The sequence below is a fragment of the Capnocytophaga canis genome, assembly GCF_043187445.1.
Classification (GTDB): Bacteria; Bacteroidota; Bacteroidia; order Flavobacteriales; family Flavobacteriaceae; genus Capnocytophaga; species Capnocytophaga canis.
In genome coordinates this window covers 1520868-1546010 of sequence record NZ_CP171121.1, presented here as the reverse complement: position 1 = coordinate 1546010, position 25143 = coordinate 1520868, and the positions used below count along the sequence as shown (strand labels likewise).

General features: G+C 36.0%; 20 protein-coding genes. 11 read left to right on the top strand and 9 right to left on the bottom strand.

Annotation, left to right across the window (positions count from 1 at the left end; translation table 11 throughout):
* Positions 1 to 49: 49 nt before the first annotated feature.
* Positions 50 to 835, bottom strand: coding sequence for a DUF3108 domain-containing protein (locus ACF3OB_RS06530; RefSeq protein ID WP_392419879.1), 786 nt, complete (start codon positions 833 to 835; stop codon positions 50 to 52).
* Between the two features lie 354 nt (positions 836 to 1189).
* Between ACF3OB_RS06530 and ACF3OB_RS06525 the strand changes: the two genes are divergently transcribed.
* The 11 genes from ACF3OB_RS06525 (at position 1190) to ACF3OB_RS06475 (ending at position 14334) form a co-directional block, all read left to right on the top strand.
* Positions 1190 to 3166: an alpha amylase C-terminal domain-containing protein gene (locus tag ACF3OB_RS06525; protein WP_392447164.1), complete on the top strand. Its 1977-nt coding sequence runs from the start codon at positions 1190 to 1192 to the stop codon at positions 3164 to 3166.
* A gap of 56 nt (positions 3167 to 3222) precedes the next feature.
* Entirely contained in the window at positions 3223 to 4200 is a 978-nt protein-coding gene (gene rhuM, locus ACF3OB_RS06520) for a RhuM family protein (protein WP_095893683.1), read from the top strand.
* Between the two features lie 16 nt (positions 4201 to 4216).
* Positions 4217 to 6166 carry a glycogen debranching enzyme N-terminal domain-containing protein gene (locus ACF3OB_RS06515; RefSeq protein ID WP_392447161.1) on the top strand — a complete coding sequence of 650 codons (1950 nt, stop codon included), beginning with the start codon at positions 4217 to 4219 and terminating at the stop codon, positions 6164 to 6166.
* 60 nt (positions 6167 to 6226) lie between these two features.
* Complete coding sequence (locus ACF3OB_RS06510) at positions 6227 to 7243, top strand: YhcG family protein (RefSeq protein ID WP_392447159.1); 1017 nt, start codon at positions 6227 to 6229, stop codon at positions 7241 to 7243.
* A gap of 337 nt (positions 7244 to 7580) precedes the next feature.
* Entirely contained in the window at positions 7581 to 7892 is a 312-nt protein-coding gene (locus ACF3OB_RS06505; RefSeq protein ID WP_013996524.1) for a hypothetical protein, read from the top strand.
* Between the two features lie 170 nt (positions 7893 to 8062).
* Entirely contained in the window at positions 8063 to 9082 is a 1020-nt protein-coding gene (locus tag ACF3OB_RS06500) for a YhcG family protein (protein ID WP_212895679.1), read from the top strand.
* Between the two features lie 108 nt (positions 9083 to 9190).
* Complete coding sequence (locus ACF3OB_RS06495) at positions 9191 to 10480, top strand: glycosyltransferase family 4 protein (protein WP_392447157.1); 1290 nt, start codon at positions 9191 to 9193, stop codon at positions 10478 to 10480.
* Between the two features lie 498 nt (positions 10481 to 10978).
* Complete coding sequence (locus ACF3OB_RS06490; protein ID WP_392447155.1) at positions 10979 to 11797, top strand: hypothetical protein; 819 nt, start codon at positions 10979 to 10981, stop codon at positions 11795 to 11797.
* A 143-nt stretch (positions 11798 to 11940) separates the two neighbouring features.
* Positions 11941 to 12540, top strand: a complete 600-nt coding sequence (locus tag ACF3OB_RS06485; RefSeq protein ID WP_212895681.1) for a hypothetical protein — start codon at positions 11941 to 11943, stop codon at positions 12538 to 12540.
* Between the two features lie 216 nt (positions 12541 to 12756).
* Complete coding sequence (locus ACF3OB_RS06480; RefSeq protein ID WP_392447153.1) at positions 12757 to 13947, top strand: glycoside hydrolase family 57 protein; 1191 nt, start codon at positions 12757 to 12759, stop codon at positions 13945 to 13947.
* A 63-nt stretch (positions 13948 to 14010) separates the two neighbouring features.
* Positions 14011 to 14334: a DUF3784 domain-containing protein gene (locus tag ACF3OB_RS06475; protein WP_392447151.1), complete on the top strand. Its 324-nt coding sequence runs from the start codon at positions 14011 to 14013 to the stop codon at positions 14332 to 14334.
* A 293-nt stretch (positions 14335 to 14627) separates the two neighbouring features.
* Here the strand turns inward: ACF3OB_RS06475 and ACF3OB_RS06470 are convergent, their stop codons facing one another.
* The 8 genes from ACF3OB_RS06470 to ACF3OB_RS06435 form a co-directional block, all read right to left on the bottom strand.
* The gene (locus ACF3OB_RS06470; protein WP_042007237.1) at positions 14628 to 15143 is read right to left on the bottom strand and encodes a DUF4431 domain-containing protein; all 516 of its coding nucleotides are present in this window, start codon (positions 15141 to 15143) and stop codon (positions 14628 to 14630) included.
* 102 nt (positions 15144 to 15245) lie between these two features.
* Positions 15246 to 18908, bottom strand: a complete 3663-nt coding sequence (gene purL, locus ACF3OB_RS06465) for a phosphoribosylformylglycinamidine synthase (protein ID WP_392447149.1) — start codon at positions 18906 to 18908, stop codon at positions 15246 to 15248.
* Positions 18909 to 19568: 660 nt separating this feature from the next.
* On the bottom strand, positions 19569 to 20930 hold the full coding sequence (locus ACF3OB_RS06460) for an OmpA family protein (RefSeq protein ID WP_095912091.1): 1362 nt from the start codon (positions 20928 to 20930) through the stop codon (positions 19569 to 19571).
* A gap of 103 nt (positions 20931 to 21033) precedes the next feature.
* Complete coding sequence (kbl, locus tag ACF3OB_RS06455) at positions 21034 to 22227, bottom strand: glycine C-acetyltransferase (RefSeq protein WP_392447146.1); 1194 nt, start codon at positions 22225 to 22227, stop codon at positions 21034 to 21036.
* 131 nt (positions 22228 to 22358) lie between these two features.
* On the bottom strand, positions 22359 to 23909 hold the full coding sequence (locus tag ACF3OB_RS06450; RefSeq protein ID WP_392447144.1) for a beta-N-acetylhexosaminidase: 1551 nt from the start codon (positions 23907 to 23909) through the stop codon (positions 22359 to 22361).
* A gap of 97 nt (positions 23910 to 24006) precedes the next feature.
* Positions 24007 to 24324, bottom strand: a complete 318-nt coding sequence (locus tag ACF3OB_RS06445) for a hypothetical protein (protein WP_042346612.1) — start codon at positions 24322 to 24324, stop codon at positions 24007 to 24009.
* Between the two features lie 66 nt (positions 24325 to 24390).
* A complete protein-coding gene (locus ACF3OB_RS06440; protein WP_082021442.1) occupies positions 24391 to 24615 on the bottom strand; it encodes an AtpZ/AtpI family protein in 225 nt (74 codons plus the stop codon).
* Entirely contained in the window at positions 24581 to 24991 is a 411-nt protein-coding gene (locus tag ACF3OB_RS06435) for a polymer-forming cytoskeletal protein (protein ID WP_042007230.1), read from the bottom strand. The genes ACF3OB_RS06440 and ACF3OB_RS06435 overlap by 35 nt, the downstream gene beginning before the upstream one ends.
* Positions 24992 to 25143 lie beyond the last annotated feature (152 nt).

The following is a 25143-nucleotide window of genomic DNA, read 5'->3' as shown; positions in this document are numbered from 1 at the left end:
GAGAATAAATATTCTTAAAATTTCATTTGCTTAATGAAATTTTAATTCTCTATTTTTCCAATTGGTGTGGATGTTTCAACCCGTTAAAAGAATCTAAATCAGCTACTAAAGATCCTACACGTAAAGTAGCTTTGATGCGCAATGGAACGCGATTTTTGTCATCCGAAATCCACATTGTGATACTCTCTTCTTCTTTAAACACACGCCCATCTTGAACTAACGGTCTAAAAATCATAGTATTTTGAGTTCCAAATTTAGTTTTTATCTTTTCTTTACCTAAGTAACGTAACTTGAATTTGAACACCTCATCATCATCAAAAATCAAATCCATCGCAATTTCCTCTCCCTTTTGGATATTACTAATCTTTGGATTACTTCGCAACTGATAAAAAGCTGAAATAACATCTTGAATATGTATTGGAACTGAAATTTCAGACAATTCTCCATTCTCCATATTTTTGATTTTCACTTTATTAACATCGTGATTAAAATCCATTTTTAGGTGCTTAGTGTACCCTCCTTCATAAATATTACGAATGAAATGACGAGGTTTTCCATCACTGATACCAAAATAGCTTTCGTAGGTATCATCAACCTTAAAAAACACTCTTGCCAAACCCGTTGTAGCTCCTTTTCCTACAGAATGAAACACCTTTTCTCCGTTGTAATCAGCTTCTTTAAGCAACAGAGTAGCCTCACTGGCGTTAAAAATTCCGTATTTCACCTTAAATTTTAGCCATTCACCTCCTTTGAAAGGCAAATCATTATCTTGTGCAATCACCTGTGTTCCAAAAATAGGAAATAAAAAAAGGATATATAAAATTATTCTTTTCATATTGTATGTTTTTTTTAGTTTTATGTAAATTTATTCTCGACTCATGAACCTTTAACAATCATTATGCCATAAATTACTTCATTTGCAAAGATAGAAAAATATATTAACTCACCACGTACCCCCTAATAAGCAAAAAACTTTTAGTCCGATTTAGCTTACGAAATCCTTTATAATACGTAAATTTTGGAAGAATTTTATCTCTTTTCAATGAAGGTTTTGAAATTCATCGTTATTTTTATTATAAAATAATTGCTTTTTTCCTAAAAAAATATTAATTTTATCCGCGAAAGTGTTTTTTATTTAAAACATTGAAAACCAACAAACATAGAATAAATATTAACCCATTAACCGCCTATGCTTCCGATCCTAAAAACAGACTCTTTGTTACAACGATTTGCCGACAAAATTCAAGCTCGACATTCATATTTTTTGAAAATTTGCCAAAAAATGCGAGGAAATTGCGTCCGCTTGTCTGATAATATAAATTCTCACTTGTTTTACGGATTGCATTTTACGGAAAATGAATGGATTTTAAGAGAATGGGCTCCGAATGCCACAAAAATATATCTACTTTTTGACAAAAACGATTGGCAACCAACTGAAAAATATGCTTTTACAAAAATAGACCACGAAAATTGGGAAATCCGTTTGCCTGCTTCGGAACTTTCGCACGGCGATTTGTACAAATTATATGTGCAGTGGCAGGGTGGCGGAGCGGAAAGGCTTCCTTCGCACGTGCGACGTGTGGTTCAGGACGAATACACCAAAGTTTTTTCGGCACAAGTATGGAAACCAACTCCTTATAAATGGAAAAATACCCGTCCGAGCCACACCGAACCGCCCTTGATTTATGAAGCTCATATCGGTATGTCGTCTGAACTTCGCAAAGTGGCTACCTTTACCGAATTCCGATTGTTTGTCTTGCCACGCATCGCCCATTTGGGTTACAATACCATTCAGCTAATGGCAATTCAGGAGCATCCTTACTACGGCTCGTTTGGTTATCAGGTGGCGAATTTCTTTGCGGTGAGTTCGCGTTTCGGAACGCCCGAAGAACTTAAAGAGTTGATAGACACGGCTCACGGATTGGGAATAAAAGTCATTTTGGACATTGTGCATTCGCATTCGGTGAGCAACGAGTCGGAAGGATTGGGCTTTTTCGACGGCACGGATTATCTGTATTTCCATTCGGGAGAGCGGGGAAAACATCCGCAGTGGGATTCGCGTTTGTTCGACTATGGAAAACCGCAAGTGCTTAATTTTCTGCTTTCTAACTGCAAATATTGGTTGGAAGAATTTCAGTTTGACGGCTTCCGATTTGATGGCGTTACCAGTATGATTTACCTCGACCACGGATTGGGCAAGGCTTTTACCGAATATTCTTTATATTACGATGGAAATCAAGATGTTGATGCGATAACCTATCTTACGTTGGCAAATCGGGTAATTCACGAAGTATATCCGCAGGCCATCACAGTTGCCGAAGAAATGAGCGGAATCCCGGGTTTGGCGTTTCCTATTGAAGGAGGCGGAATGGGCTTTGATTATAAGATGCATATGGGCGTTCCCGACTATTGGATTAAACTTTTGGAAGATTACAAGGATGAAGATTGGCACGTGGGCGATATTTATTACGAACTGACTAACAAACGTTTGGAAGAACGCACCATCAGTTACGCCGAAAGCCACGACCAAGCCTTAGTGGGCGACAAAACGATTTTTTTCCGTTTGGCGGATAAGGAGATTTACACGGGAATGAGTGTTTTCGACCAGAATATGGTCATTGACAGAGCCATCGCCCTGCATAAAATGATTCGTTTGCTGACCATTTCCACCGCAGGAGGCGGCTATTTGGCGTTTATGGGCAACGAATGGGGACACCCCGAATGGATTGATTTTCCGCGTGAAGGAAACCATTGGAGCTATGACCACGCCCGTCGCCTGTGGAGTTTACTTGATGATGAAAACTTGAAATTCAAGTATTTGAATAATTTTGACAAAGCGATGATTCATTTCGTTAGGGAAAATGATTTGTTGGAGAAAACGCCTACTATTTTGGTTCGGGATAATGAACGACAGATTTTGGCTTTTGAGCGGGGCGGCTATTTGTTTGTTTTTAATTTCAATCCGTTAGAGTCGTTTAATAATTATGAATTTGAGGTAGAAGCAGGAAAATACACCTATGTTTTAAATTCAGATAATCCGAACTTTGGAGGTCAAAATCGTGTCGATGAAAATGTCGAGCATTTTACGCAGTATAAGCACGAGAAGAATTTAATCAGTTTGTATATTCCATCAAGGTTAGCTATTGTTTTGAAAATGAATGAGTAGTTTTTTAATTGTAGAGTTATTATACAATTAAAAAGATAATGAATAATCAAAATTAAATGATAAATGAAATAAAAATATTTACCACCGATGACGAGAAAGTTTCATTACAGGTTTCCTTGGAAAAGGAAACAGTGTGGCTTACTCTTGACCAAATGGCTAAGTTGTTTGACAGGGATAAATCTGTTATTTCAAGGCATATAAAAAATGTATTTAACGAAAAAGAATTAGACTATCTTTCAGTTGTTGCAAATTTTGCAACAACTGCCTCCGATGGCAAAATTTATCAAGTGGATTATTATAATCTTGATGTAATCATATCTGTTGGATATCGTGTGAAATCACAAAGAGGAGTACAATTCCGCAAATGGGCGACACAAACCCTAAAACAACACTTGGTTCAAGGTTATACTATTAATGAGCAACGCTTAAAAGAGCGAGGTATCGAATTTAATGAAGTCCTTTCGTTGTTGAGTTCCACTTTGGAAAATCAAACTTTGATAAACGATGAAGGTGTTGCGGTACTGAAAGTTGTGCAAGAATATGCAAAAAGTTGGAGTTTATTACAAGCTTACGACCAACAGAGCCTACCTAAAAGTTCTTTAAAAAACCAAGAAATGAACGCTTTGCCGTATGAAGACGTTTTAAAAGCCATTGACCAACTCAAAAAATCACTCGTTGAAAAGGGGGAGGCTAGTGAACTTTTCGGACAAATACGCAGTAGCGGACTTGAGTCGGCATTGGCTACCATTGAGCAAGGTTTCGGTGAGGAATATTTTTACCCTAATGTAGCAAGTAGAGCGGCTCATTTACTCTATTTCATCATAAAAAATCATCCGTTTGCCGATGGAAACAAACGTACGGGAGCATTTTTGTTTTTGTGGTATTTGCGTATCAATCAACATCTTTTGCAAAAACCTGTGGAAAACTTAATCAACGACAATACATTGGTTGCTTTAGCTTTATTAGTTGCTGAAAGTAAACCTGAACAAAAAGAATTAATAATACGTTTAACAGAACATTTCATTAACGTCTGAATAAAAAAATAAGATAATGAGTTATTTAACATTCAAAAAGAAAGAATTAATCAACTTGGAGTATTCTCTTGACAGAGAGCTTCTTGGCACCAATCGCGGGGGCGGATACAGCTCCTCTACCCTTGTTTTTTGCAACACCCGAAAATATCACGGACTTTTAGTCGTTCCGCTTGAAAATTGCAGAGGATTGAATCACGTTTTGCTTTCTTCGCTCGATGAAACCATCATTCAGCACGGACGCGAATTCAATTTTGCGGTGCATCAATATCCCGAAACTTACGAACCTCGCGGACACAAATATATCGTGGACGTTTCCTACGAAAAAGCCTTTACGGTCATTTATCAGGTGGGAGGCGTAACGCTCAAAAAGGAAATCTTGATGGTACATAATGAACCTCAGGTTTTGGTTCGTTACACTTTGCTCGAAGCCCACTCCCCTACTAAGTTGAGGTTGAATCCGTTATTAGCATTTCGGGACATTCATTCGCTTAGTAAAGCCAACGATTTGGCAAATAAAAACATTGAAAAAATAGAAGGAGGCATCAAAACCAAACTCTATCCCGATTTTCCGTATTTGCATTTGCAATTAAGCCAAGAGGCTGATTTTGAATATAATCCGAATTGGAATTACAATATTTTCTATAAGAAAGAAAAAGAACGCGGATACGATTATACGGAAGATTTGCTTACGCTCGGCTATTTCGAGTTGAGCATCAAAAAAGGCGAAAGTGTTGTATTTTCGGCAAGTACGGAGGAAAATAACAGCAAGCAACTCAAACAAAAATTCACCCGACTTATCAATCAGCGACGTGAACGAAATTCCTTTGAGGAATGCCTCCACTACTCTGCCTCGCAGTTTTTGATTCAAAAAGCGGGTGAAATTCGCGTAAAAGAAGGCTATCATTGGTATAACAGCAACACGCGTGACACGTTCATCGCCTTGCCGGGAATTGCCTTGGCGGAAAATACTCAAAAAACGTTTGAAGACGTACTTACATCAACCAAGAAATATTTTTCCAACGGGCTTTTTGAAAAAACGATAAGCACGCACGTAGCTCATCCTCAGTATGATGCCGATACGTCTTTGTGGTTTTTCTGGACGATTCAGCAGTACGAAAAATACACCAAAAAAACGGCAAAACAGCTTTGGAAAGAATTTGGCGAAATGATGCAAACCATTTTGGAAACCTATCGAAATGGGCAACACAAAACCATACGAATGGACAGCAACGGACTCATTTGGTCGGAAGATATTAGCCGTCCGCTTACGTGGGTCGATGCTCAGTTTGACGGCGGTGCGATTGTTCCGCGAAATGGTTACGTGGTGGAGGTTAATGCTTTGTGGTACAACGCCGTATGTTACGCATTGGCTTTGGCAGAAGCCTCAAAGGATAAAGATTTTCTGAAAGAATGGAGCGATTTACCTACGATGATTGCTGAAAATTTCAATCAAACCTTTTGGATTGCTGACAAAAAATACTTGGCAGATTATGTGAATTATGCTCATCAAAATCGTGATGTTCGCCCCAATCAGTTGATAACTTGTGCGTTGGCGTATTCTCCTTTGGATGAGCGAAGTAAGAAACGCGTTTTGGACATTGTCAGACAAGAATTGCTCACACCACGAGGATTGCGTTCGTTATCACCTAAAAATAAAAGTTACGAAAGCGTAAGTATTGGCAACGTGTACGACCGTGACCGAGCTACATTTAACGGGTCGGTACATCCTTGGTTTATAGGATTTTATATAGAAGCTCATTTAAAAATTTATGGAAAAACCTATATCCCTGATGCAGAAGCAATTTTAGCTGATTTCGAGGAAGAATTAAGCGGACACGGCGTAAGTACCATTTCGGCAATTTATGATGGAAATCCGCCATTTCGTTCGCGAGGTTGCATTTCTAAAGCCCGAAATGTAGCCGAAATCCTTCGAGCCAAACAGCTGACAATGAATTATGAGTTGTAAAATGTAAGGGTGAAATATTTTTCGTCCCTGCGGAAAATACAATCCATAAACGATTAAGAAATGAAAAAAGATACGAAACCATTGAACAAAAATTTACTTTCGGAGCTTTCCGTCTTAATAGAAAACGGTCAGCAACAGATAGTTTATTATGCCAACAGCACCCTTACCCTTGTCTTTTGGCAGGTTGGAAAGCGTATCAATGAAGATGTATTAAATAATGAACGAGCTACTTACGGAAAACGGATTGTACCAATGATTGCCAATGAGTTGGAATCTAAATACGGACGTAATTTTACGGAAAAAAATATCCGAAGAATGATGCAGTTTGCAGAGGTATTTCCTGATTTTCAAATTGTCGTTCCACTGGCACGACAATTGAGTTGGTCGCATTTTTTGATACTTATCCCCCTTAAAAATCACGAAGCAAGAATGTTTTATGCTGAGTTGGCAGTATCTGAAAATTTAGGAAAACGAGAACTTCGTAAGCAAATCACTACCAAAGCCTTTGAGAGAATGCAAATTGCTAATTTACAGGTTCAACAATCGGAAATTATTCCTATAAATACTTTCAAAGACCCCTATCTATTGGATTTTTTAGGACTTCGAAGTGATTATTTGGAAAAAGATATTGAAACAGCTATTTTACATAAATTAGAGTCCTTTATTTTAGAACTTGGAAAAGGATTTGCCTTTGTAGAACGCCAAAAACGAATGATTATTGATGGAGAAGATTTCTATTTAGACCTTTTGTTTTTCCATAGAAAATTAAAGCGATTGATTGCCATTGAGCTAAAAATCGGTAAATTCCAAGCCAAACACAAAGGACAAATGGAACTTTACCTCAAATGGTTAAATAAATACGAACGTCAGGAGGGCGAAGAAGCTCCTATCGGACTGATTTTGTGTGCTGAAAATAGCAAGGAACAAGTAGAACTTTTGGAAATTCATAAAGATGGTATTATGGTTGCCGAGTATTGGACAGAGTTACCTCCTAAAAAACAATTGGAAAAAAAATTACACGAAGCCTTCATTGAAGCACGTGAGCAGTTTGAAAACAAGGGGTTATTGAATAAATAAAAACGAAATCGGTAAATATGTACGTTACGAAAAAGCGTGTAAATGTTCAGGAAAGAAAACCTTTTTATAAGTAAATATAAATGATAATAACAAAAAATAAAACAGATAATACGTAGAATCTTTATCTTCATAAGAAGAAAATACTTCTACACGTGAAGAAACAAAATCTTCTGATGAAGAAAATGTTTCTTCTTATGGATAATATAATGCTACTGATGAATTATTTAATTCTTCATTAGAATATAAAAGTTCTACTAAAGAAGATTTTAATTCTACATCTGTTTTATTGTAAAATCAATAAGAATAACTATTTTTATAATATAAAAGACAAATTAAGATGAGAAAAAGGTCATTTGCCGAAATCATCACATCGGCACAACTATTAGTAAAAGCCCTCACCGAACGAGGTGAAAATTTGCCTGTGGGTGTTACCGCTCAAATGCGTGACAAACTAAACACTGCCTACCAAAAAGCAGCAGAAGTCAATGTAGAACAGGAAAAACTCAAAGCCCAACTCAAAGAAAAAACCGCCGAGTTAGAAAAACATATTGCCGAAACGGAAGAGGTATATGCCTTTTTGAAAAAATACATCAAAATGGGCGAACCGCAAGAACGTTGGCGAGAATTTGGTTTTGAGGATAAACGATAGGCGGTAAGATTGCACAATGTAGGGAGGGGATATATCCCTTCCGCAGTTACGAAACGTATCAATGTGAGGGCGTGTGTGAAGTTGTTATTGTAATATTTTCGAAATGAATCACAAGTAATAGGTATTTTCAGTAATAGCACTGAAATTCAATAAGATGAAGTTATTAAACAATGAAGTTATTTACCGATATAAAAGACATTATTTTACAGGCTCGTGAAAAGGCGGTACGCTCAGTCAATAACGCACGTACGCTGATGTATTGGCATATTGGTAAACGTATTTTTGAGGAAGAACAGCAAGGTAAAAAACGAGCAGATTACGGAAGTTACCTCATTAAGGAGCTTTCTGCCAAGTTAGAACCCGACTTCGGGAGTCTTTGTTCATTTCGACAACTGAACTTATATAGGCAATTTTACAAAACTTTCCCAATTGTGAACGCACTGCATTCACAATTGAATTGGACTCAGTATAAGATACTTATGCGAATAGATGACCAACATAAACGAGAGTTTTACATCGCCGAAACAACAAAAAATAATTGGACTTCTCGGCAGTTGGAACGACAAATAAACGCTTCTTTGTACGAAAGACTTTTGCTTTCGAACGATAAAGAAAGCGTACTTGCCGTTGCTCGAAATGAAAGGCAACCTTCTGACCCAAAGGAAATAATCAAAGACCCTATGGTTTTGGAGTTTTTGGGTTTGAAACAACAAAGTACCTATTATGAAAAGGATTTAGAAACTAAAATGCTTTCTCATTTACAAGAATTTTTGTTGGAATTAGGCAACGGATTTTCGTTTGTAGCTCGGCAAAAACACATTCATATTGAGGGAGATGAGTTTTTCGTAGATTTAGTGTTTTACAATCGTTTGTTACAAAGTTTTGTGATTATCGAAATCAAAACCGATAAACTTACCCATCAGGATATAGGGCAGTTACAGATGTACGTCAATTATTATGACCGCACACAGAAACTCAGCCACGAAAACCCAACTATTGGCATTTTACTTTGTGCCGACAAAAATGACGCTGTGGTAAAATATACTCTTCCTGAGAATCAAAAGCATATTATAACAAGTAAATACCAATTGTATTTGCCAACAGAAAAACAACTTTTAGATGAAATACGTAAAGAAATTGAAAATTTTGAAATAAATGAAGAAGATGAAAAACCTGATGAAGTACAATAAAAATCTTTCATCATAAACAAGAAAAACAGCTTAATTCAGCTTGAAAATAGAAAAAATTATCAAAATCAATAGAATTTTAAATAGAAACACCAAATAAATAAGAGTGATATGAGTGTAAAAGTACTAATGTTCGGTTGGGAATTTCCGCCCCATATCAGTGGCGGACTTGGCACGGCTTGTTACGGCATCGCCAAAGGATTGGCAAAACACAACGTAAATGTCTTATTCGTGATGCCAAAGGCAGGAGGCGATGAAGATAGTTCGGTTGCTGACATCATTAACGCAAGTGATGTGGAAATGCTTCAAAATATGGAAAACATTGAAGAATTCTGGAAGAACATCAACTTTATGGAAATCGGCTCGAATCTGGTTCCGTATTTAGACCCCGAAACCTTTGCCCGCGAACGCGAAGCTTATCTGAAAACGGGCGAAAGTAAGGAGAAAATTTCTTTCAGAAATAAATTCCAATTCTCGGGAAAGTACGGCGCAAACCTGATGGAGGAAGTCTATCGGTATGCTTTGGTTGCCGGAACAGTGGCAAAGAATCATCAGTTTGATGTTATTCACGCCCACGATTGGCTCACGTACAGTGCGGGGATAGTTGCTAAGAAACTATCGGGAAAACCGCTTGTTGTTCACGTGCACGCTACGGAATATGACAGAGGCGGGGAACACAATCGAAATACATTAGTTTACGACATCGAAAAACGAGGAATGGAAGCCGCCGACATTGTGGTTACGGTGAGTAACTGGACGCGCAACATCGTGGTAGAGAAGTACGGCATCAATCCGGAAAAGGTTATCACGGTGCATAATGCGGTTGATTTTTCTGCTGAAACTACCGAAAAGGAAGAACGAGGGGTTAAGGAGAAAATCGTAACTTTCTTAGGAAGAATTACCCTGCAAAAAGGTCCGGAATACTTCGTTGAAGCCGCCGCAAAGGTGTTAAAACGAACGCCCAATGTGCGTTTTGTAATGGCAGGAAGCGGCGAAAAGATGAATCCGCTTGTCCGACGAGTGGCACAGCTGGGCATCGGAACAAAATTCCATTTCACGGGCTTTCTCAAAGGAGGCGAAGTGCAAAGAATGTTCCGCTATAGCGATGTTTATGTGATGCCTTCGGTTTCAGAGCCTTTCGGGATTTCACCTTTGGAAGCGATGCGTTCGGGTGTGCCTACTATTATTTCGAAGCAATCGGGTGTGGCTGAGGTTTTAGATCACGCCATCAAGGTCGATTATTGGGACATTGATGCCTTGGCAGATGCCATTCACGGAATCCTCTCCTATCCTACTCTTGCCGAATATATGTCACGCGAAGGTTACGATGAGGTAAATCAGCTCAAATGGGAAAACGCCTCTTTGAAACTCAAAACCATTTACGAAAAGCTTGTGAAATAAGGAAAGATAAAAAATTGATGCATATATAAATATGATAGAGAGAAAGATAAGTAGTTTATCATACGAACAGAGTTGAAAACCTTTAATTATTAAATTTCGATTCCAGACTCTTCAACATATCCAAAATTATTTTTCAGATAACTTTAGGTTTAAGTAATGAAATTTAGGCTTATTCTAAGAATTCATCCTCTAAGAATAAGCCTAAAATATTTTATTATATTTAAAAAATACTGAATTTTATGCAAGAATAAAAAGCAAAAAATTAACATTTTTATTTTTAAAACCATTTTTTATTAGTTAAAAATTTATCAACAATTTAATTTTATCTGAAATATTCTATGAAATATATTATTAAAAAATAAAAATAATAGCATTTTTTTTGCTAAAAAAACTTGTTTTTGTAAAAACATAATAATATATTTGCTACGTACTTTCATTTTGCGCAAGATGTAGTATGTATCATATTATAAATCTATTATTAATTTAAAATTAAAGTTTATGTTAAGAAAAATTATTCATTCAGTGGTTGTTTTGGGATTATTGTTTTCTTGTTCAAAAGAAAAAGAGAATAATCATGAAGGGGTTAATGGTTTAATTGATGCCAAAGTTTATAAGGCATATAAAAAGGCTTCTAATCCACAAAACCCTTGGGAACATTATGGACTAATTCATAATGATATTTTAGACGAACTTAAAGCTAAGAAAATTAAAGATTTTAAAAAAAATCCTGATTTATTTGGAAAAAGTGTAAAAAGCGATGAGAATTTAGATTATGCCCTAAATAGACTAAATGAAAAATATGGAAGGGAAGGTGTTGACTTAGGGGGAGAATCAACAAAAGATGAGATTAAACACATCCTTAATGACAGTGATAATTTCTACGCGAACATATTGGAAGAATATACAGGAAATAACGTAAATGTAAATATTGCTGTTAAAGACCTTTTTAGACTAATAGAAGATTTTTCCAAACAAGATGAAGTACAGTACGAATCTATAAAGGATGAAATTGTTAAGTTTGAATCTAAAATATTAGACAATACCTATTCTTTAAATTCAGAGGATAAAGATTTCGTTTTAAAAATGACTTCCGTTGCTCGGTATTCGTTCTATTTTTGGAGTAATCAATCACAACCTTCTTCTAAAACTGGAAAAAGACCTTGGTGGAAATGGGTTGTAGTAGGAGCTGCTGATGTTGCTGGGGGAGTTACAGGTAATGTTGCTGGAGCACTGGGAGCTAGTGTGTCGGCTTCTGTTTTAGTAGATTGGGTAGCTCCAGAAAAAGAAGAAAAAGAAACTACAGAAGCTCCTAAGTAACTAAGAGACCAATAGACTGTCCGAAAAGTCAAATTTTAGCGATTTCACAAAAATTAATATATTGAAAATAAGCATTTTATTTTTAAAATTTTGCTCAAAACAACCCTTTTCGGACAACCTATTTAATATTAAATGAAATACATATGAAATACTTTTTAGCAATTTTATGTTTGTTTTGTTTTTGTGTAATATACAGTCAGAATGAAAGTTTACAAAAGTCGAAGTGGAAAGGTGAAATCTCTTTTGGATTAGGTTCAGCAGAACTCAAAGGAGAAGCCTTTGAAATCACAGGAAATGTAAACAATATAAACACTTTATTATTTTACAAACTCTCTTCAAAAGGAGGTATATTAACTGGTGTTGGAGTTACTCATTTCAACAATGGAGCGCTACTTCCCGATGGTTATAGTCGTGTAAAAGCTACATTCATAGAAATTCCTTTTAAATTAAGAGGATACGTATGGAATTTTGAACAAACAAATATAAAATTTACACTTAGTGCGGGTTTTCAGTTCAATAAAGCGATAAAATACCATCAAAAAATCAACAGTGTAACTTTTGAACCTCCTAAAACAGACTGGTACGTTGATTTTCCGTTAGAAATTGGTGTAGAAATTCCATTAGGAAAAGATTGTAGCTTTGGTATTTATTCACAGAATAATTATTTTGTAGGAAATAAAACCAAAAAATACATAATGAAAAATTATAATCTATTGAAATTGTCTTTAATATATAATTTTTAAAAAAACTAAAAAGTCAATAGTAAAGCCCAGATTACATTTCATTGTAATCTGGGCTTTCTATTTCAGTAAAATATAATTTCTTTTTTTGTTAATCTCTTGCTTTAATCATTAAAAATTTATAATTTTGAGCGTTGAATGACAAAATCAAAAACCAATCTGATAAGACTAACTTTTTAGCATAAAAATCAGTGTAAACAGCAAAAAACAACTTTATTTATGAAAAAGTCAATCTGTATTTATTTCCAAATACATCACCCCGAACGACTTAGAAAATATCATTTTTTTGATATAGGAAAGAAACATAATTATTTTGACAATTACGCCAATCGTTCTGAATTGGAAGAACTTGCCGAAAATTGCTACCTCCCAACCAATGCATTGCTGTTGGATTTAATCAAAAAATACAACGGAAAGTTCAAGGTTGCCTTTTCGATTTCGGGTTCGGCAATCGACCAATTAAATATGCATACTCCTGAGGTTATTCGCTCGTTTCAAGAACTTGCTGAAACTGGCAATGTGGAATTTCTGGCGGAAACCTATTCGCATTCATTGGCTTCTCTTTCAGAGGATTCGGACGAGTTTGAACAACAAGTAAAACGCCACGTAAATGTGGTAAAAAGTCTTTTCGGGAAGAAGCCCGTAACGTTCCGAAATACGTCTTTGATTTATTCTGACAGAATCGGAGAACGGGTAGCCAAACTTGGTTTCAAAACAATGCTTACCGACGGAGCAAAACACGTTTTGGGTTGGAAAAGTCCGAACTTTGTGTATAAAAATCCGATAGATGAAAATCTAAATTTATTACTGAAAAACAGTAAGTTAAGTGACGATATTGCCATTCGATTTTCTGACAGACAATGGGGCGAATATCCGCTTACTTCCGAGAAATATGCTTCGTGGGTAAAACATAGTTTGGCAGAAACCGAAGTGCTTAATCTGTTTATGAATTACGATGTTATCGGTCATTACAATCGCAAAGAAAGTGGCATTTTCGACTTTTTGGAGTATTTTGTAAAAAATATGATGGAAGACGATGATTATCAGTTTCTTATTCCAAAAGAAGTTGTTAAAAAACATACTGCGAAAGATGTTTTGCCCGTTCCTTTCCCAATTTCGTGGACAGACGAAGAACGTGATATTACTTCGTGGCTTGGAAATGAATTACAGAAAGAGGCGTTCAACCAATTATTTAGGATTCAGTCTATTGTAAAGAAGAAAAAGAACGCAGAATTGTCCGACGATTACGGACGATTACAAGCGAGTGAACATTTTTATCATATGCGGACTAAACTCTTCTCTACTTCGGATTATCATAAGTATTTCACTCCGTATGATTCTCCGTATGAGGCGTTTATCAACTATATGAACGTTTTGAGTGATTTTGAGGTACGTTTGGAAGAAAAGTAATATAATAAACTGCTGTGGTTGTGAACGCTATGGCAGTTTTTTTTACAATAAATTTATATACTAATGATCGCGATAGTTATTTTAAGTTTATGCTATATTGTCGTAGCTTTTTTAGTTACAGAAAAGAATGCTGAACAAACCCTTTCAGGCTACAATACAATTTCAGAAGAAGAACGCAAAAGAGTGGATATAAGGACTTATATTCCATTTTTTAAGAGATTTCATCTGTTTTTGGGAATTTCATCGTTCATTGGTGGAACAATGATTCTTTATTTTATAAACGAACATTGGGGTATACTTTTCACTGTATTTTACCCTCTTGTAATTTACCCTTATTTTATTTGGAAAGGAAAAAAGTCCGATAATAATACCGGACTTTTCCATTAACCAACCAAAACTTTAAATTATGAAAACTATTATTTGAAGTTTTGCAATGAGCTACCACCCTCATTGCATTGCAAAGGTACAAATAATTTTCAATACACAATAGTTAATTTCAACTTTAACAAAAGTTTATTACCTCACAAACGTTTTCGTTGTCTATTTTTTGAGAATATTAAGATTTTATTTAATAATTAGCAATTTTATTTTGCTGACAAAAATAAAATTTAGACGTTCCATTTTTACTTCTAAAAACAAAATGACAAACAACTCTATTTGAAGTATTTTTATAAATCAATCTATTCTTTCTTAATTTGTGCAACATCCATCAAAACATCAGTAAAATGATGTCCTGTATGTGCTCCGAAGAAACTTCCCGTCAAGCGGACGTTTTTGTCAATATAATTTGTAAATTTAATATCCGAAGTTGAGGTTAATTGAACTTCTAAAATATTAGTTTGTGCAGGATTAAACCCGTCATCTTCTTCGTCTGCAACAAGATTTATAGGGTTTCTGAGTTCTAATATAAATACCTCCTCCTTTGCATCTACCTCTGGACTTTCACCATACCCCGGAGGTCCGAAAAATGTTTTGATCTTTATAATACCAGAAATTACCGATATAGAGGGTTCATAGAAATATTCCTTGTAGCCTTCCGCATTTTTTTTGATATTTTCATCCGGTTTATGAAAGTCGGATGCAATATTGCTTTGTACATTCTGTTGGGTAGCTTGTTGCTTCGAGTTGTCTTTACAACCTACAAAGGAAAGCACCAGTCCGATAAGTCCCAGAAAAATTAGATTATTACTTTTCATAATACAATATTTTTAGTTTTTGCTGAAAATCAGCACAAAGTTACAAAATAATTATTAAGTTGAAAATATGAAAAAAGGTGCGTGTTTACGCACCTTAAAACATTATTTACTCCTTTCCTCAATCCACTTTCGTGCATTTACAAAAGCCTCTAACCAAGGTGAAACTTCATCGTGCCGGTTTTCGGGGTAATTTGCCCAATTCCATTGGAAAATAGAGCGTTCGATATGTGGCATCGTTACTAAATGACGTCCAGTTTTATCACAAAGCATTGCCGTATTATAATCTGAACCATTAGGATTCGCAGGATAACCCTCATAGGCATATTTTGCTACAATATTATACTCATTTTCAGCCATTGGCAAGGAGAATTTTCCTTCTCCGTGCGAAATCCAAACGCCTAATGTTGTCCCTTCCAACGAAGAAAGCATCACGGAATTATTTTTCTGAACGGTTACTGAAGTAAATCCACTTTCGTGTTTTCCACTATCGTTGTGAATCATCTTTCCGTGTGTTTTGTGCTCAGGATTGATAACCTCTAATTCCATAAATAACTGACAACCATTACAAATTCCTACCGAAAGCGTATCTTCTCTCTTGAAGAAATTCTCCAAAGCCGTTTTTGCTTTTTCGTTATAGAGAAAAGCTCCTGCCCAACCTTTGGCACTTCCCAACACGTCCGAATTTGAAAATCCGCCCACAGCTCCGATAAATTGCACATCTTCTAACGTTTCTCTTCCTGAAATAAGGTCAGTCATATGCACATCCTTCACATCAAAACCTGCCAAATACATTGCATTTGCCATTTCACGTTCAGAGTTACTTCCTTTTTCACGAATTACAGCTGCTTTTGGTCGTTTCACACTCGAAAGTTTAGGTTTTTGACCTGTAAAATGCTTCGGAAATACAAAATTTAGTGGTTGTTCAGAATAATTTTGATATCTTTCTGTTGCTTTATCGTTTTTAGTTTGTTTTTTGTCTAACAAATAAGATGTTAAAAACCAAATATCACGGAATTCTGAAATATTAAACGATAATTCTGTATCAAAATTCTTAACATTCAGGATATCAGAATTTGTTACCGTTCCAATTTTGAAAACTTCAATCCCTTCTGATTTCAGATAATTTTCTGCTTCTGTATCTCCCTGAAAAACAAGACCAATATTTTCATTAAATAATAATTTTGCTGTGTCTTCTTCTTTAAAAACTGAAAAATCAAAATCAGCTCCCAAATCATTTTCAGCAAAACACATTTCTAACAGAGTAGTAATGAGTCCTCCACTTCCTATATCGTGTCCCGCTTGTATTTGTCCTTGATTTACAAGATATTGAATAGCGCTGAATGCCTTTTTGAAATATTCAGCATCTTTAATAGTCGGAGCTTCTTTTCCAATTTTATTTAAAATTTGAGCAAATGAAGAACCTCCTAATTTGAATCTATCTTGTGAGAGATTGATATAATAAATCGCTCCGCCGTTTCGTTTCAAAACGGGTTCTACTACTTTGGTAATATCCGTGCAATTCGCAACAGATGAAATGATTACCGTACCAGGGGCAATCACGTCTCCATTAGGATATTTTTGCTTCATTGAGAGTGAATCTTTCCCTGTTGGAATATTGATTCCCAATTCAATAGCAAAATCCGAACAGCCCTTTACAGCTTCGTACAGACGAGCATCTTCTCCCTTATTTTTACAAGCCCACATCCAATTAGCTGAAAGCGAGACTCCCTTGATTCCATTTTTAAGCGGAGCCCACACAATATTAGACAGAGCTTCTGCAACTGCATTTCGGCTTCCTGCCACAGGGTCAATCAATGCTGTAAGAGGCGAGTGCCCTATGGTTGTCGCAATTCCCTCTTTGCCTTGATAATCAAGAGCCATAACTCCCACATTATTAAGTGGTAACTGCAAAGCTCCTACACATTGCTGCTTCGCTACACGCCCACCCACGCATCGGTCAACTTTATTAGTAAGCCAATCTTTACAAGCAACAGCTTCAAGTTGTAAAACTTGTTCTAAATATGATTTTATATTACTTTGATAGTACACTAAATCTTCATATTCTGTTTTGACAGAAGTGTCCTCCATTATGGTTTTTGGAGAACTTCCAAACATATCCGACAGATGGAAATCCAAAGGCTTCGTGTTTTTCTTTTTAGAAGTTATTGAAAAACGCTTATCAGAAGTTACCTCTCCTACCTCATACATTGGGCTTCGTTCACGTTCAGCTATGGTTTTTAATTTTTCAATATGTTTGTTTCCAATAACCAATCCCATACGTTCCTGCGATTCGTTCCCGATGATCTCCTTATCAGAAAGCGTTGGGTCGCCCACAGGAAGTTTGTCCAAATTAATTTTTCCACCTGTTTCTTCAATAAGCTCAGAAAGGCAATTCAGATGTCCACCTGCCCCGTGGTCGTGAATGGAGACTATCGGATTTTCATCAGCCTCTACCATTGCTCGGATGGCGTTGGCAGCTCGTTTTTGCATTTCAGGATTAGAACGCTGAATTGCATTTAGTTCAATTCCAGAACCAAACGCTCCTGTATCAGCACTTGAAACAGCAGCCCCTCCCATACCAATGCGATAATTTTCTCCACCTAAAATTACGATTTTATCTCCTTCTTTTGGCTGATGTTTTATAGCTTGTGATTTCTTTCCATATCCTACACCACCAGCTAACATAATTACCTTATCGAATCCCAACTTCTTCGCATCTTCCTCGTGTTCAAAGGTTAAGAGCGAACCTGCGATGAGTGGCTGTCCGAATTTGTTTCCAAAATCAGAAGCTCCGTTTGAAGCTTTGATAAGAATATCCATCGGAGTTTGATACAACCATTTGCGTTCGTCTATCGCCTTTTCCCACGGGCGATTTTCTTCCAATCGAGAATACGAAGTCATATACACCGCTGTTCCTGCAAGTGGCAATGAGCCTTGCCCTCCTGCCAAGCGGTCGCGAATTTCCCCACCAGAACCTGTCGCAGCTCCATTAAATGGTTCAACGGTCGTTGGAAAATTATGCGTTTCTGCTTTGAGCGAAATAACAGACTCAAATTTTTTAGTTTCAAAAAAGTCAGGTTTATCAGCAGTTTTGGGAGCAAATTGCTCTACCACAGGACCTTGAATGAAAGCAACATTATCTTTGTAAGCAGAAACAATTTCGTTGGGATTTGTTTCAGAAGTTTTCTTAATTAGCTTGAAAAGAGAACTTGGTTTTTCTTCTCCATCAATGATAAAAGTTCCGTTAAAAATCTTATGACGACAATGTTCCGAATTAATTTGAGAAAACCCAAAAACCTCAGAATCAGTGAGTTTTCTATCTAACTTCTTTGATAAATTGTTAAGATATTCTACTTCTTCAGCGCTTAACGATAATCCTTCTTTTTGATTGTATTCCTCGATATTATTAATTTCTAAAACAGGTTCGGGTGTAATATTTATGGTAAAAATATTCTGATTAAGTCCGTTATATTTTTGGAAGAGCATTGGGTCAAAATCAGTAAAATCCTCGGATACTTCGTTAAATTCTTCTATGCGAATAATTCCTTGGATATCCATATTTTGGGTAATTTCGACAGCGTTTGTACTCCAAGGGGTAATCATTGCTGCACGGGGACCTACAAAAAATCCTTTAAGAACTTCCTGCTCAATTTTCTTAGCTCCACCAAAAAGCCAATTTAGTTTAGAAATCGTTTGTTCGGATAAGTTTTCGGTAGTTTGCACCGCATATAAATTCTGCTTCGGATTTTTAAAGAAATGTATCATTTGATTTATGGATTTAAACGACAAATTTAGACAAAAAAAACGAATTGCGAAACGAGGGAGAATGAAAAATTTGTGCCAATATTCGTAATTCACATTACAAAGAAATACTTCTGTTAAAAATTTGTGATAGGTGATCTTTTTAGAAGTAAATTACAGAATCGTTTTTAAAACCAAAAGTTAATCAAAATATTTGCCTGGTGTAATAAGAGTTGTTTTATTAAAAAATGGCATTAGTAAAATTTTTGTGGTGACCTTTCAAAAAAATAGTCCTTATAATTTTAGTGATTTTAGTTTATTGAAAGCATATTTGTGAAAATTTGTGTGTATTTGTGGTTTGAATTTGACCACAAATGTACAGAATGAACACAAATTTTTAAAAATCAAAAAATACAGATTTAATAATCTTCACAAAAATTTTAGTATAGCCATTAAAATATAGCTCAAAACAATTGTTTATTTATTCGATTTTTATAACGTCGGAAAATGTTGAACCAAAAAGCTTAGGAAATGGTATTTTTAATATTTCTATCAAACGTATTATTAAACGGAGATATGTTTTAATACTAATTTCCGAAGTTTCTACCTGATAACCAACCTTCCTCATAAAGAAACAAAAAAGGCTGCCATTTGGCAACCTTTTTTATAGTCTATTTTATCAAATTATTTTACTAAGTTGATTTCAACACGACGGTTTAAAGCTCTTCCTTTAGCATTTTTGTTGCTTGCGATTGGTTTCTCAACTCCGTATCCTTTTGAAGATAAACGTGTATCAGAAATACCTCTTTGAACCAAGTAAAGTTTTACTGAATCAGCTCTTTCTTGTGAAAGTGTAAGGTTTTTAGCTTTGTTACCTGTGCTGTCAGTATGTCCTTCAATTGTAAATTTAGAGTTAGGATATTGGTTCAATACGCTAACGATTTGCTCTAATACTGCAGCTGACTGAGGTTTGATAGAAGCTTTACCTGTTTCGAACAAGATAGTTTTAGCATACTCATTCAATGTTTTTTGTACTTCTTCAGTAACCTCTGGGCAACCTTTGTTAGATGCAGGACCAGCTACTTGCGGACACTCATCATCTTTGTCATAAACACCATCTTTATCAGTGTCTGGCCAAGGACAACCTTTGTTTTCTTTTGGACCAGCTACTTTTGGACAAGCGTCATCTTTATCAGCTACACCGTCTCCATCTGAATCAGGACATCCGTTCAATGATCTTGGACCAGCTTGGTTTGGACAAGCGTCATCTTTATCGGCGATTCCGTCTCCGTCTGAATCAGGACATCCGTTGAAATCTTTTGAACCTGCATCGTTTGGACAAGCGTCATCTTTATCAGCGATTCCGTCTCCGTCTGAATCAGGACATCCGTTTAATTCTTTTGGACCAGCTACTTCTGGACACTCATCTTTCTCATCAATGATTCCGTCTCCGTCAGTGTCTTTGCTACCAAATTTGATAGTAACACCTAAAGAGTGTTGAGCATAGTCTAAACCTACTTCACCTTTTGGCATGTGGTTGTAAGTAGTCTGAGCATTCAAACCGATATTTTGAGTAAACCAGAAGTTAGCTCCAGCACCTCCTAAAAATTTGAATTCTCCTTCTTTGTCGATGTTAGCGTAACCTACCCCTACTTGTGCATAAGGATCAAACCATCTTGCTCCTTCCCACAACGTATTTATGTGATATTTACCTCTTGCGTCGATAGCCCAGAAAGACTTGTCTACTTTTTGTCCTCCTTTGTGATATCCGAAACCTTTTTCGATTTTGTTCAAAGATCCTGAAACTTCAACAGAAACACCACTTCCGATATATCTACCTACTGAAAGGCGAGATACAGCTGGAAGAACGTTGATGTCGCTTGGTCCTGCCCAATCTTTCAATAGTTCTCCAAAAGTACTTGGTGTACGGATATCTACTGAGTTAACTCCAAATCCTATTTGCCAAGGATTGCTTTCATCTTGTGCCTGAACACCTACCGAAAAAACAGCTGCTAAGGCAATTAAAGTTACTTTGATTTTCTTCATACTTAAAAATGAATTTTGATTACTACTTTATTTTGGGTGCAAATATAACTATATTTTTTTATTTTTTATGCTTTTCACGAATTTTTTTTGCTTTTTTCGATATTTAAATTACTCCCAAAGACTTCCCTACCTCTGTAAAGGCCTCTATTGCTTTGTCTAAGTGTGATTTAGAGTGTGCTGCTGAGAGTTGTACACGTATACGAGCCTTTCCTTTTGGAACTACCGGATAGAAAAATCCAATCACATAAATTCCTTTTTTTAGCAATTCATCTGCCATAATTTGAGACACTTGAGCATCGTAAAGCATCACTGGTACTATTGCACTGTCGCCTTCCACAATGTCGAATCCTGCTGCTTTCATCCCTTTTTTGAAATAGTTAGTATTCCATTCCAACTTATCGCGAAGCGATGTGTCTTTAGAAATCAAATCAAAAACCTTGATAGAAGCTCCCACAATAGCTGGTGCTAATGAGTTGGAAAATAAATACGGACGCGAACGTTGACGTAAAATTTCAATAATTTCTTTTTTACCTGTGGTGTAACCTCCCATCGCACCGCCTAAGGCTTTTCCTAACGTACCTGTAATAATATCGACTCTACCTAAAGCGTTTTTAGCTTCCATAGTTCCTTTCCCTGTAGCTCCGATAAAACCTGCTGCATGACATTCATCTACCATTACCAAAGCATCGTATTTATCAGCCAAATCACAAATCTCATTTAGAGGTGCAACCACACCATCCATCGAAAAAACCCCATCGGTAACTATAATTTTAAATCTCGCTCCTGCTGCATTTGCTTCCTGAAGTTTAGCTTCTAAATCTTGCATGTTACTATTTTCGTAGCGGAAACGTTTTGCTTTGCACAAGCGAACACCATCAATGATAGATGCGTGATTTAAGGCATCAGAAATAATTGCATCTTCTTCGGTGAATAAAGGTTCAAACACCCCCCCGTTAGCATCGAAAGCTGCAGCATACAATATGGTATCTTCAGTTCCGTAAAAGTCTGCTATTTTTTTTTCTAATTCTTTGTGGATATCCTGAGTTCCACAAATGAAACGGACGGAAGACATACCAAAGCCATGTGAATCTAAAGCATCTTTGGCAGCTTGAATTACTTCGGGATGTGAGGAAAGTCCTAAATAGTTATTAGCACAAAAGTTAATCACCTCCTCTCCCGTTGAAATCTTGATTTCAGCACCTTGTTTTGATGTAATAATGCGTTCTTTCTTGTAAAGACCCGCTTCTTTAATTGATTCTATTTCAGTTTGTAAATGCTTTTTTATTTCTCCGTACATAATTGAAAAATGGTTTGATTGTTCTTTAGACTACAAAGGTAGTTATTTATTCATTGACTACAAAAATATTCTTGTAAAAATACGTGGGCAGATTGTGTCATGAAATTATGGTTTTTATTCTCTTTGTATCACTACCTATCTTTATACAATTCCACAGGGGGACGATAATTCACTCCTTGCTTCAACAGATAGTCCAGTTGAAAATCTAATTTTTTGACAAAATTTTCCCAGCTACGATTTGGCATTTCTGTCCAACCTGCTTCTGCCATAGCAAATGCTCGGGGGAATGTCATATAAAACGCTCTGAACAAATCCTTTACACTTTCTCCCCAAAGGGTGGCTTCCACACCAAAGATGTACTGCTTTTCTTCCTCTTTATTTAAAGAAAATGACGGATTGAACTCATATACGCGTTGCAAAGTCAAAGTAGGCATCCAACCAACATTAGGCAGGTCATTTTTCCATTGTGGATAATCGAAATATGCATATTCACCAGGGGAGCAAATGACTTTGAAGCCATCTTTTTTAGCTCTTTCTAAAACTTCAGGTGTTGTGTTATAACGCCATAAATACATAATGCTGTTTTTTGGATATTCAGGTGTTTCTAACTCTAACCATACTAAAGGTTGTTTTTCATTTTTGACTAATGACTCATTGACTCTTGAAAAGAAATAGCTAACCAATTGGTGGTTATCTGTAACTTGTAATCTTTTCTTTAACTCTTGTACCGATGGGGTTTCAATCCATTTATCAAGCGGTGCTTCATCCCCTCCAATGTGGAAATACGGACACGGAAACACATCCGAAAGTTCCGTAATCACATCATCAATAAACCTAAAAACGTTTTCTTTGGACACACAAAGCAGATTTTTAGAAACCCCTGCAACGTTACGTACTTTAATGATCGTATCATTACAGCTTAACTCCGGATAGGCTGCAATAGCGGCATCACTATGACCTGGAACGTCAAATTCTGGGATAATTTGAACATTGCGTTGCAATGCATATTGCACTAATTCTCTCATTTGATCTTGTGTGTAATACCCTTCGTTATTGCGTTTATCTCCCTCGAAATCTGTTCTTTTAGACCCAATCTCTGTCAATTTCGGATATTTTTTAATTTCAATACGCCACCCTTGATCATCCGTAAGATGTAAATGCAGAAAATTAAATTTGTATTGAGCCATTGCATCAATGTATTTTTTCAGATCTTCCATCTTCCAATAATGTCGTGCAGGATCAACCATCAATGCTCGATAAGCAAAACGAGGTGCGTCATTGATTTTCATACAGGTTATGAAATTTGACCGATTGTATTTTGACTGTGCTACCAATTGCTTCAAAGTCTGAATTGCATAGAAAGCACCTGCCTTTTCTTTGGACTTAATAATAATCACTTTAGGTTGAATATCAAGAATATAACCTTCTTGATTGTTGATAGAATGATCTTGCTTAACAGAAACTTTTAGAGTAGATTTAGAAGAATTATAATCTGTTGGGAAAAGAAGAGATAGTTCTTCTTGTAATGAATCAAAAGTCTTGTCGATTTCAAAAATGACAGTCTTATCCAAACGACACTTCTCTTTTCGAAAAAAAACCTCGTTTGGTTGAGGAACTACTGAAATCTGTTGAGCATTTGCTCCTACCATAAATACAAAAAAGAATAGACCAAATAACTTCATTATATAGATTTTTTTCATATACAATACTCTGATTATCAGTTTTATAAAAACAAGTGACAACTTCGTTATTTTACTTTATGAATTTATTACAACCATTCTAGGTTGCGTTTCGAATAAGTTTTACGGTAAAAATAGCTTCAATGGTGGTTAGAATAAAATATGGTACCATAAGAAATATAACATCTGTGATTGGAGTTTGCTCCACAGCTTTAGCTAAAGGTAATACGAAAGCAACCATGGTTCCCATACGCAGAAAAGCTGTCCCCAAAAAAGCAAAAGAAGTATATTTTGGACGTAGCCTGTGTACAGTATAAATAATGGTTAATACCCCTAATGATAATATCAAGTGAAACAAACAAATTTTCTCAACAGAAGAAAAAAGATTCAAAGCATACTGCTTGATCAGTAAATCCATAAGAAACTGGGTCAGTGCGATTACTACACAGACTGTCAGAAAAAAACGTACAAAATTCTTCATAGGTTAGTCTTCAGAAAAATTCTTCACTTGCCTAATCACAGAATAAATAGCAACAAAAACTCCCAAAAGAGAGAAAAGCACAGTAAAAAGAGGTTGTAAACTCACGTACTTTTCATCCAACCAAACTCCTAAAAAACAACAAGCAACAATAGTTACTGCCATTTGCAACCCCGTTTGGGAGAATCGTATCCACTTATTTAATTGCTTTGTCGGTAGTCGGTTTTTCATTTAAACTAGTTGGTCTATTACTTCCTTTCATGGTGCATGATACATTAAACACTGCTCCAGGCTCTATGGAAAGTTTGTCAACGGTTACATCTCCTTCAATAACAGCAGTTGATTTTAAAGTTAAAACACTATTCACTCGAAGCGTTCCTTCTATTCTTCCCTCAACATCTGCATTTTCACAAATCACTGTACCTTTGATTATTCCCGTTTTTCCTACTACCAATTTTCCACTGGTTTGGAAATTTCCTTCCACCTCCCCGTCAATTCTAAAATCGGTTTTAGATACTATCTCTCCTTTAAATTTTGTATCCGTAACTATTCTGTTACTACTTGCTGCTGTATTCTCTGCCATAACCTTCTTATTTTCTTTGAACATAATCTATTTCTTTTAAAAGATTAAAAAATCACTTCCCAAAGTTAATGCTTTTTTATTACATACAAAATGTTTTACTCAATTTTTTAAGTCATAGGCTCAAGAAAATTGCTCAAAAAAAGAAGTTCTTATTTTATCAAAAGTATTGATATAGA

Excerpts from the sequence above, each read along its gene's own strand:
- ACF3OB_RS06475 (WP_392447151.1), top strand. The coding sequence starts at position 14,011 with ATGATCGCGATAGTTATTTTAAGTTTATGCTATATTGTCGTAGCTTTT.
- ACF3OB_RS06470 (WP_042007237.1), bottom strand. The coding sequence starts at position 15,143 with ATGAAAAGTAATAATCTAATTTTTCTGGGACTTATCGGACTGGTGCTT.
- ACF3OB_RS06510 (WP_392447159.1), top strand. The coding sequence starts at position 6,227 with ATGAAAAAAGATACGAAACCATTGAACAAAAATTTACTTTCGGAGCTT.
- ACF3OB_RS06500 (WP_212895679.1), top strand. The coding sequence starts at position 8,063 with ATGAAGTTATTTACCGATATAAAAGACATTATTTTACAGGCTCGTGAA.
- ACF3OB_RS06435 (WP_042007230.1), bottom strand. The coding sequence starts at position 24,991 with ATGTTCAAAGAAAATAAGAAGGTTATGGCAGAGAATACAGCAGCAAGT.
- ACF3OB_RS06480 (WP_392447153.1), top strand. The coding sequence starts at position 12,757 with ATGAAAAAGTCAATCTGTATTTATTTCCAAATACATCACCCCGAACGA.
- ACF3OB_RS06505 (WP_013996524.1), top strand. The coding sequence starts at position 7,581 with ATGAGAAAAAGGTCATTTGCCGAAATCATCACATCGGCACAACTATTA.
- ACF3OB_RS06440 (WP_082021442.1), bottom strand. The coding sequence starts at position 24,615 with ATGAAAAACCGACTACCGACAAAGCAATTAAATAAGTGGATACGATTC.
- ACF3OB_RS06485 (WP_212895681.1), top strand. The coding sequence starts at position 11,941 with ATGAAATACTTTTTAGCAATTTTATGTTTGTTTTGTTTTTGTGTAATA.
- rhuM (WP_095893683.1), top strand. The coding sequence starts at position 3,223 with ATGATAAATGAAATAAAAATATTTACCACCGATGACGAGAAAGTTTCA.
- kbl (WP_392447146.1), bottom strand. The coding sequence starts at position 22,227 with ATGTACGGAGAAATAAAAAAGCATTTACAAACTGAAATAGAATCAATT.
- ACF3OB_RS06495 (WP_392447157.1), top strand. The coding sequence starts at position 9,191 with ATGAGTGTAAAAGTACTAATGTTCGGTTGGGAATTTCCGCCCCATATC.
- ACF3OB_RS06460 (WP_095912091.1), bottom strand. The coding sequence starts at position 20,930 with ATGAAGAAAATCAAAGTAACTTTAATTGCCTTAGCAGCTGTTTTTTCG.
- ACF3OB_RS06525 (WP_392447164.1), top strand. The coding sequence starts at position 1,190 with ATGCTTCCGATCCTAAAAACAGACTCTTTGTTACAACGATTTGCCGAC.
- ACF3OB_RS06445 (WP_042346612.1), bottom strand. The coding sequence starts at position 24,324 with ATGGATTTACTGATCAAGCAGTATGCTTTGAATCTTTTTTCTTCTGTT.
- ACF3OB_RS06490 (WP_392447155.1), top strand. The coding sequence starts at position 10,979 with ATGTTAAGAAAAATTATTCATTCAGTGGTTGTTTTGGGATTATTGTTT.
- ACF3OB_RS06515 (WP_392447161.1), top strand. The coding sequence starts at position 4,217 with ATGAGTTATTTAACATTCAAAAAGAAAGAATTAATCAACTTGGAGTAT.
- ACF3OB_RS06530 (WP_392419879.1), bottom strand. The coding sequence starts at position 835 with ATGAAAAGAATAATTTTATATATCCTTTTTTTATTTCCTATTTTTGGA.
- purL (WP_392447149.1), bottom strand. The coding sequence starts at position 18,908 with ATGATACATTTCTTTAAAAATCCGAAGCAGAATTTATATGCGGTGCAA.
- ACF3OB_RS06450 (WP_392447144.1), bottom strand. The coding sequence starts at position 23,909 with ATGAAGTTATTTGGTCTATTCTTTTTTGTATTTATGGTAGGAGCAAAT.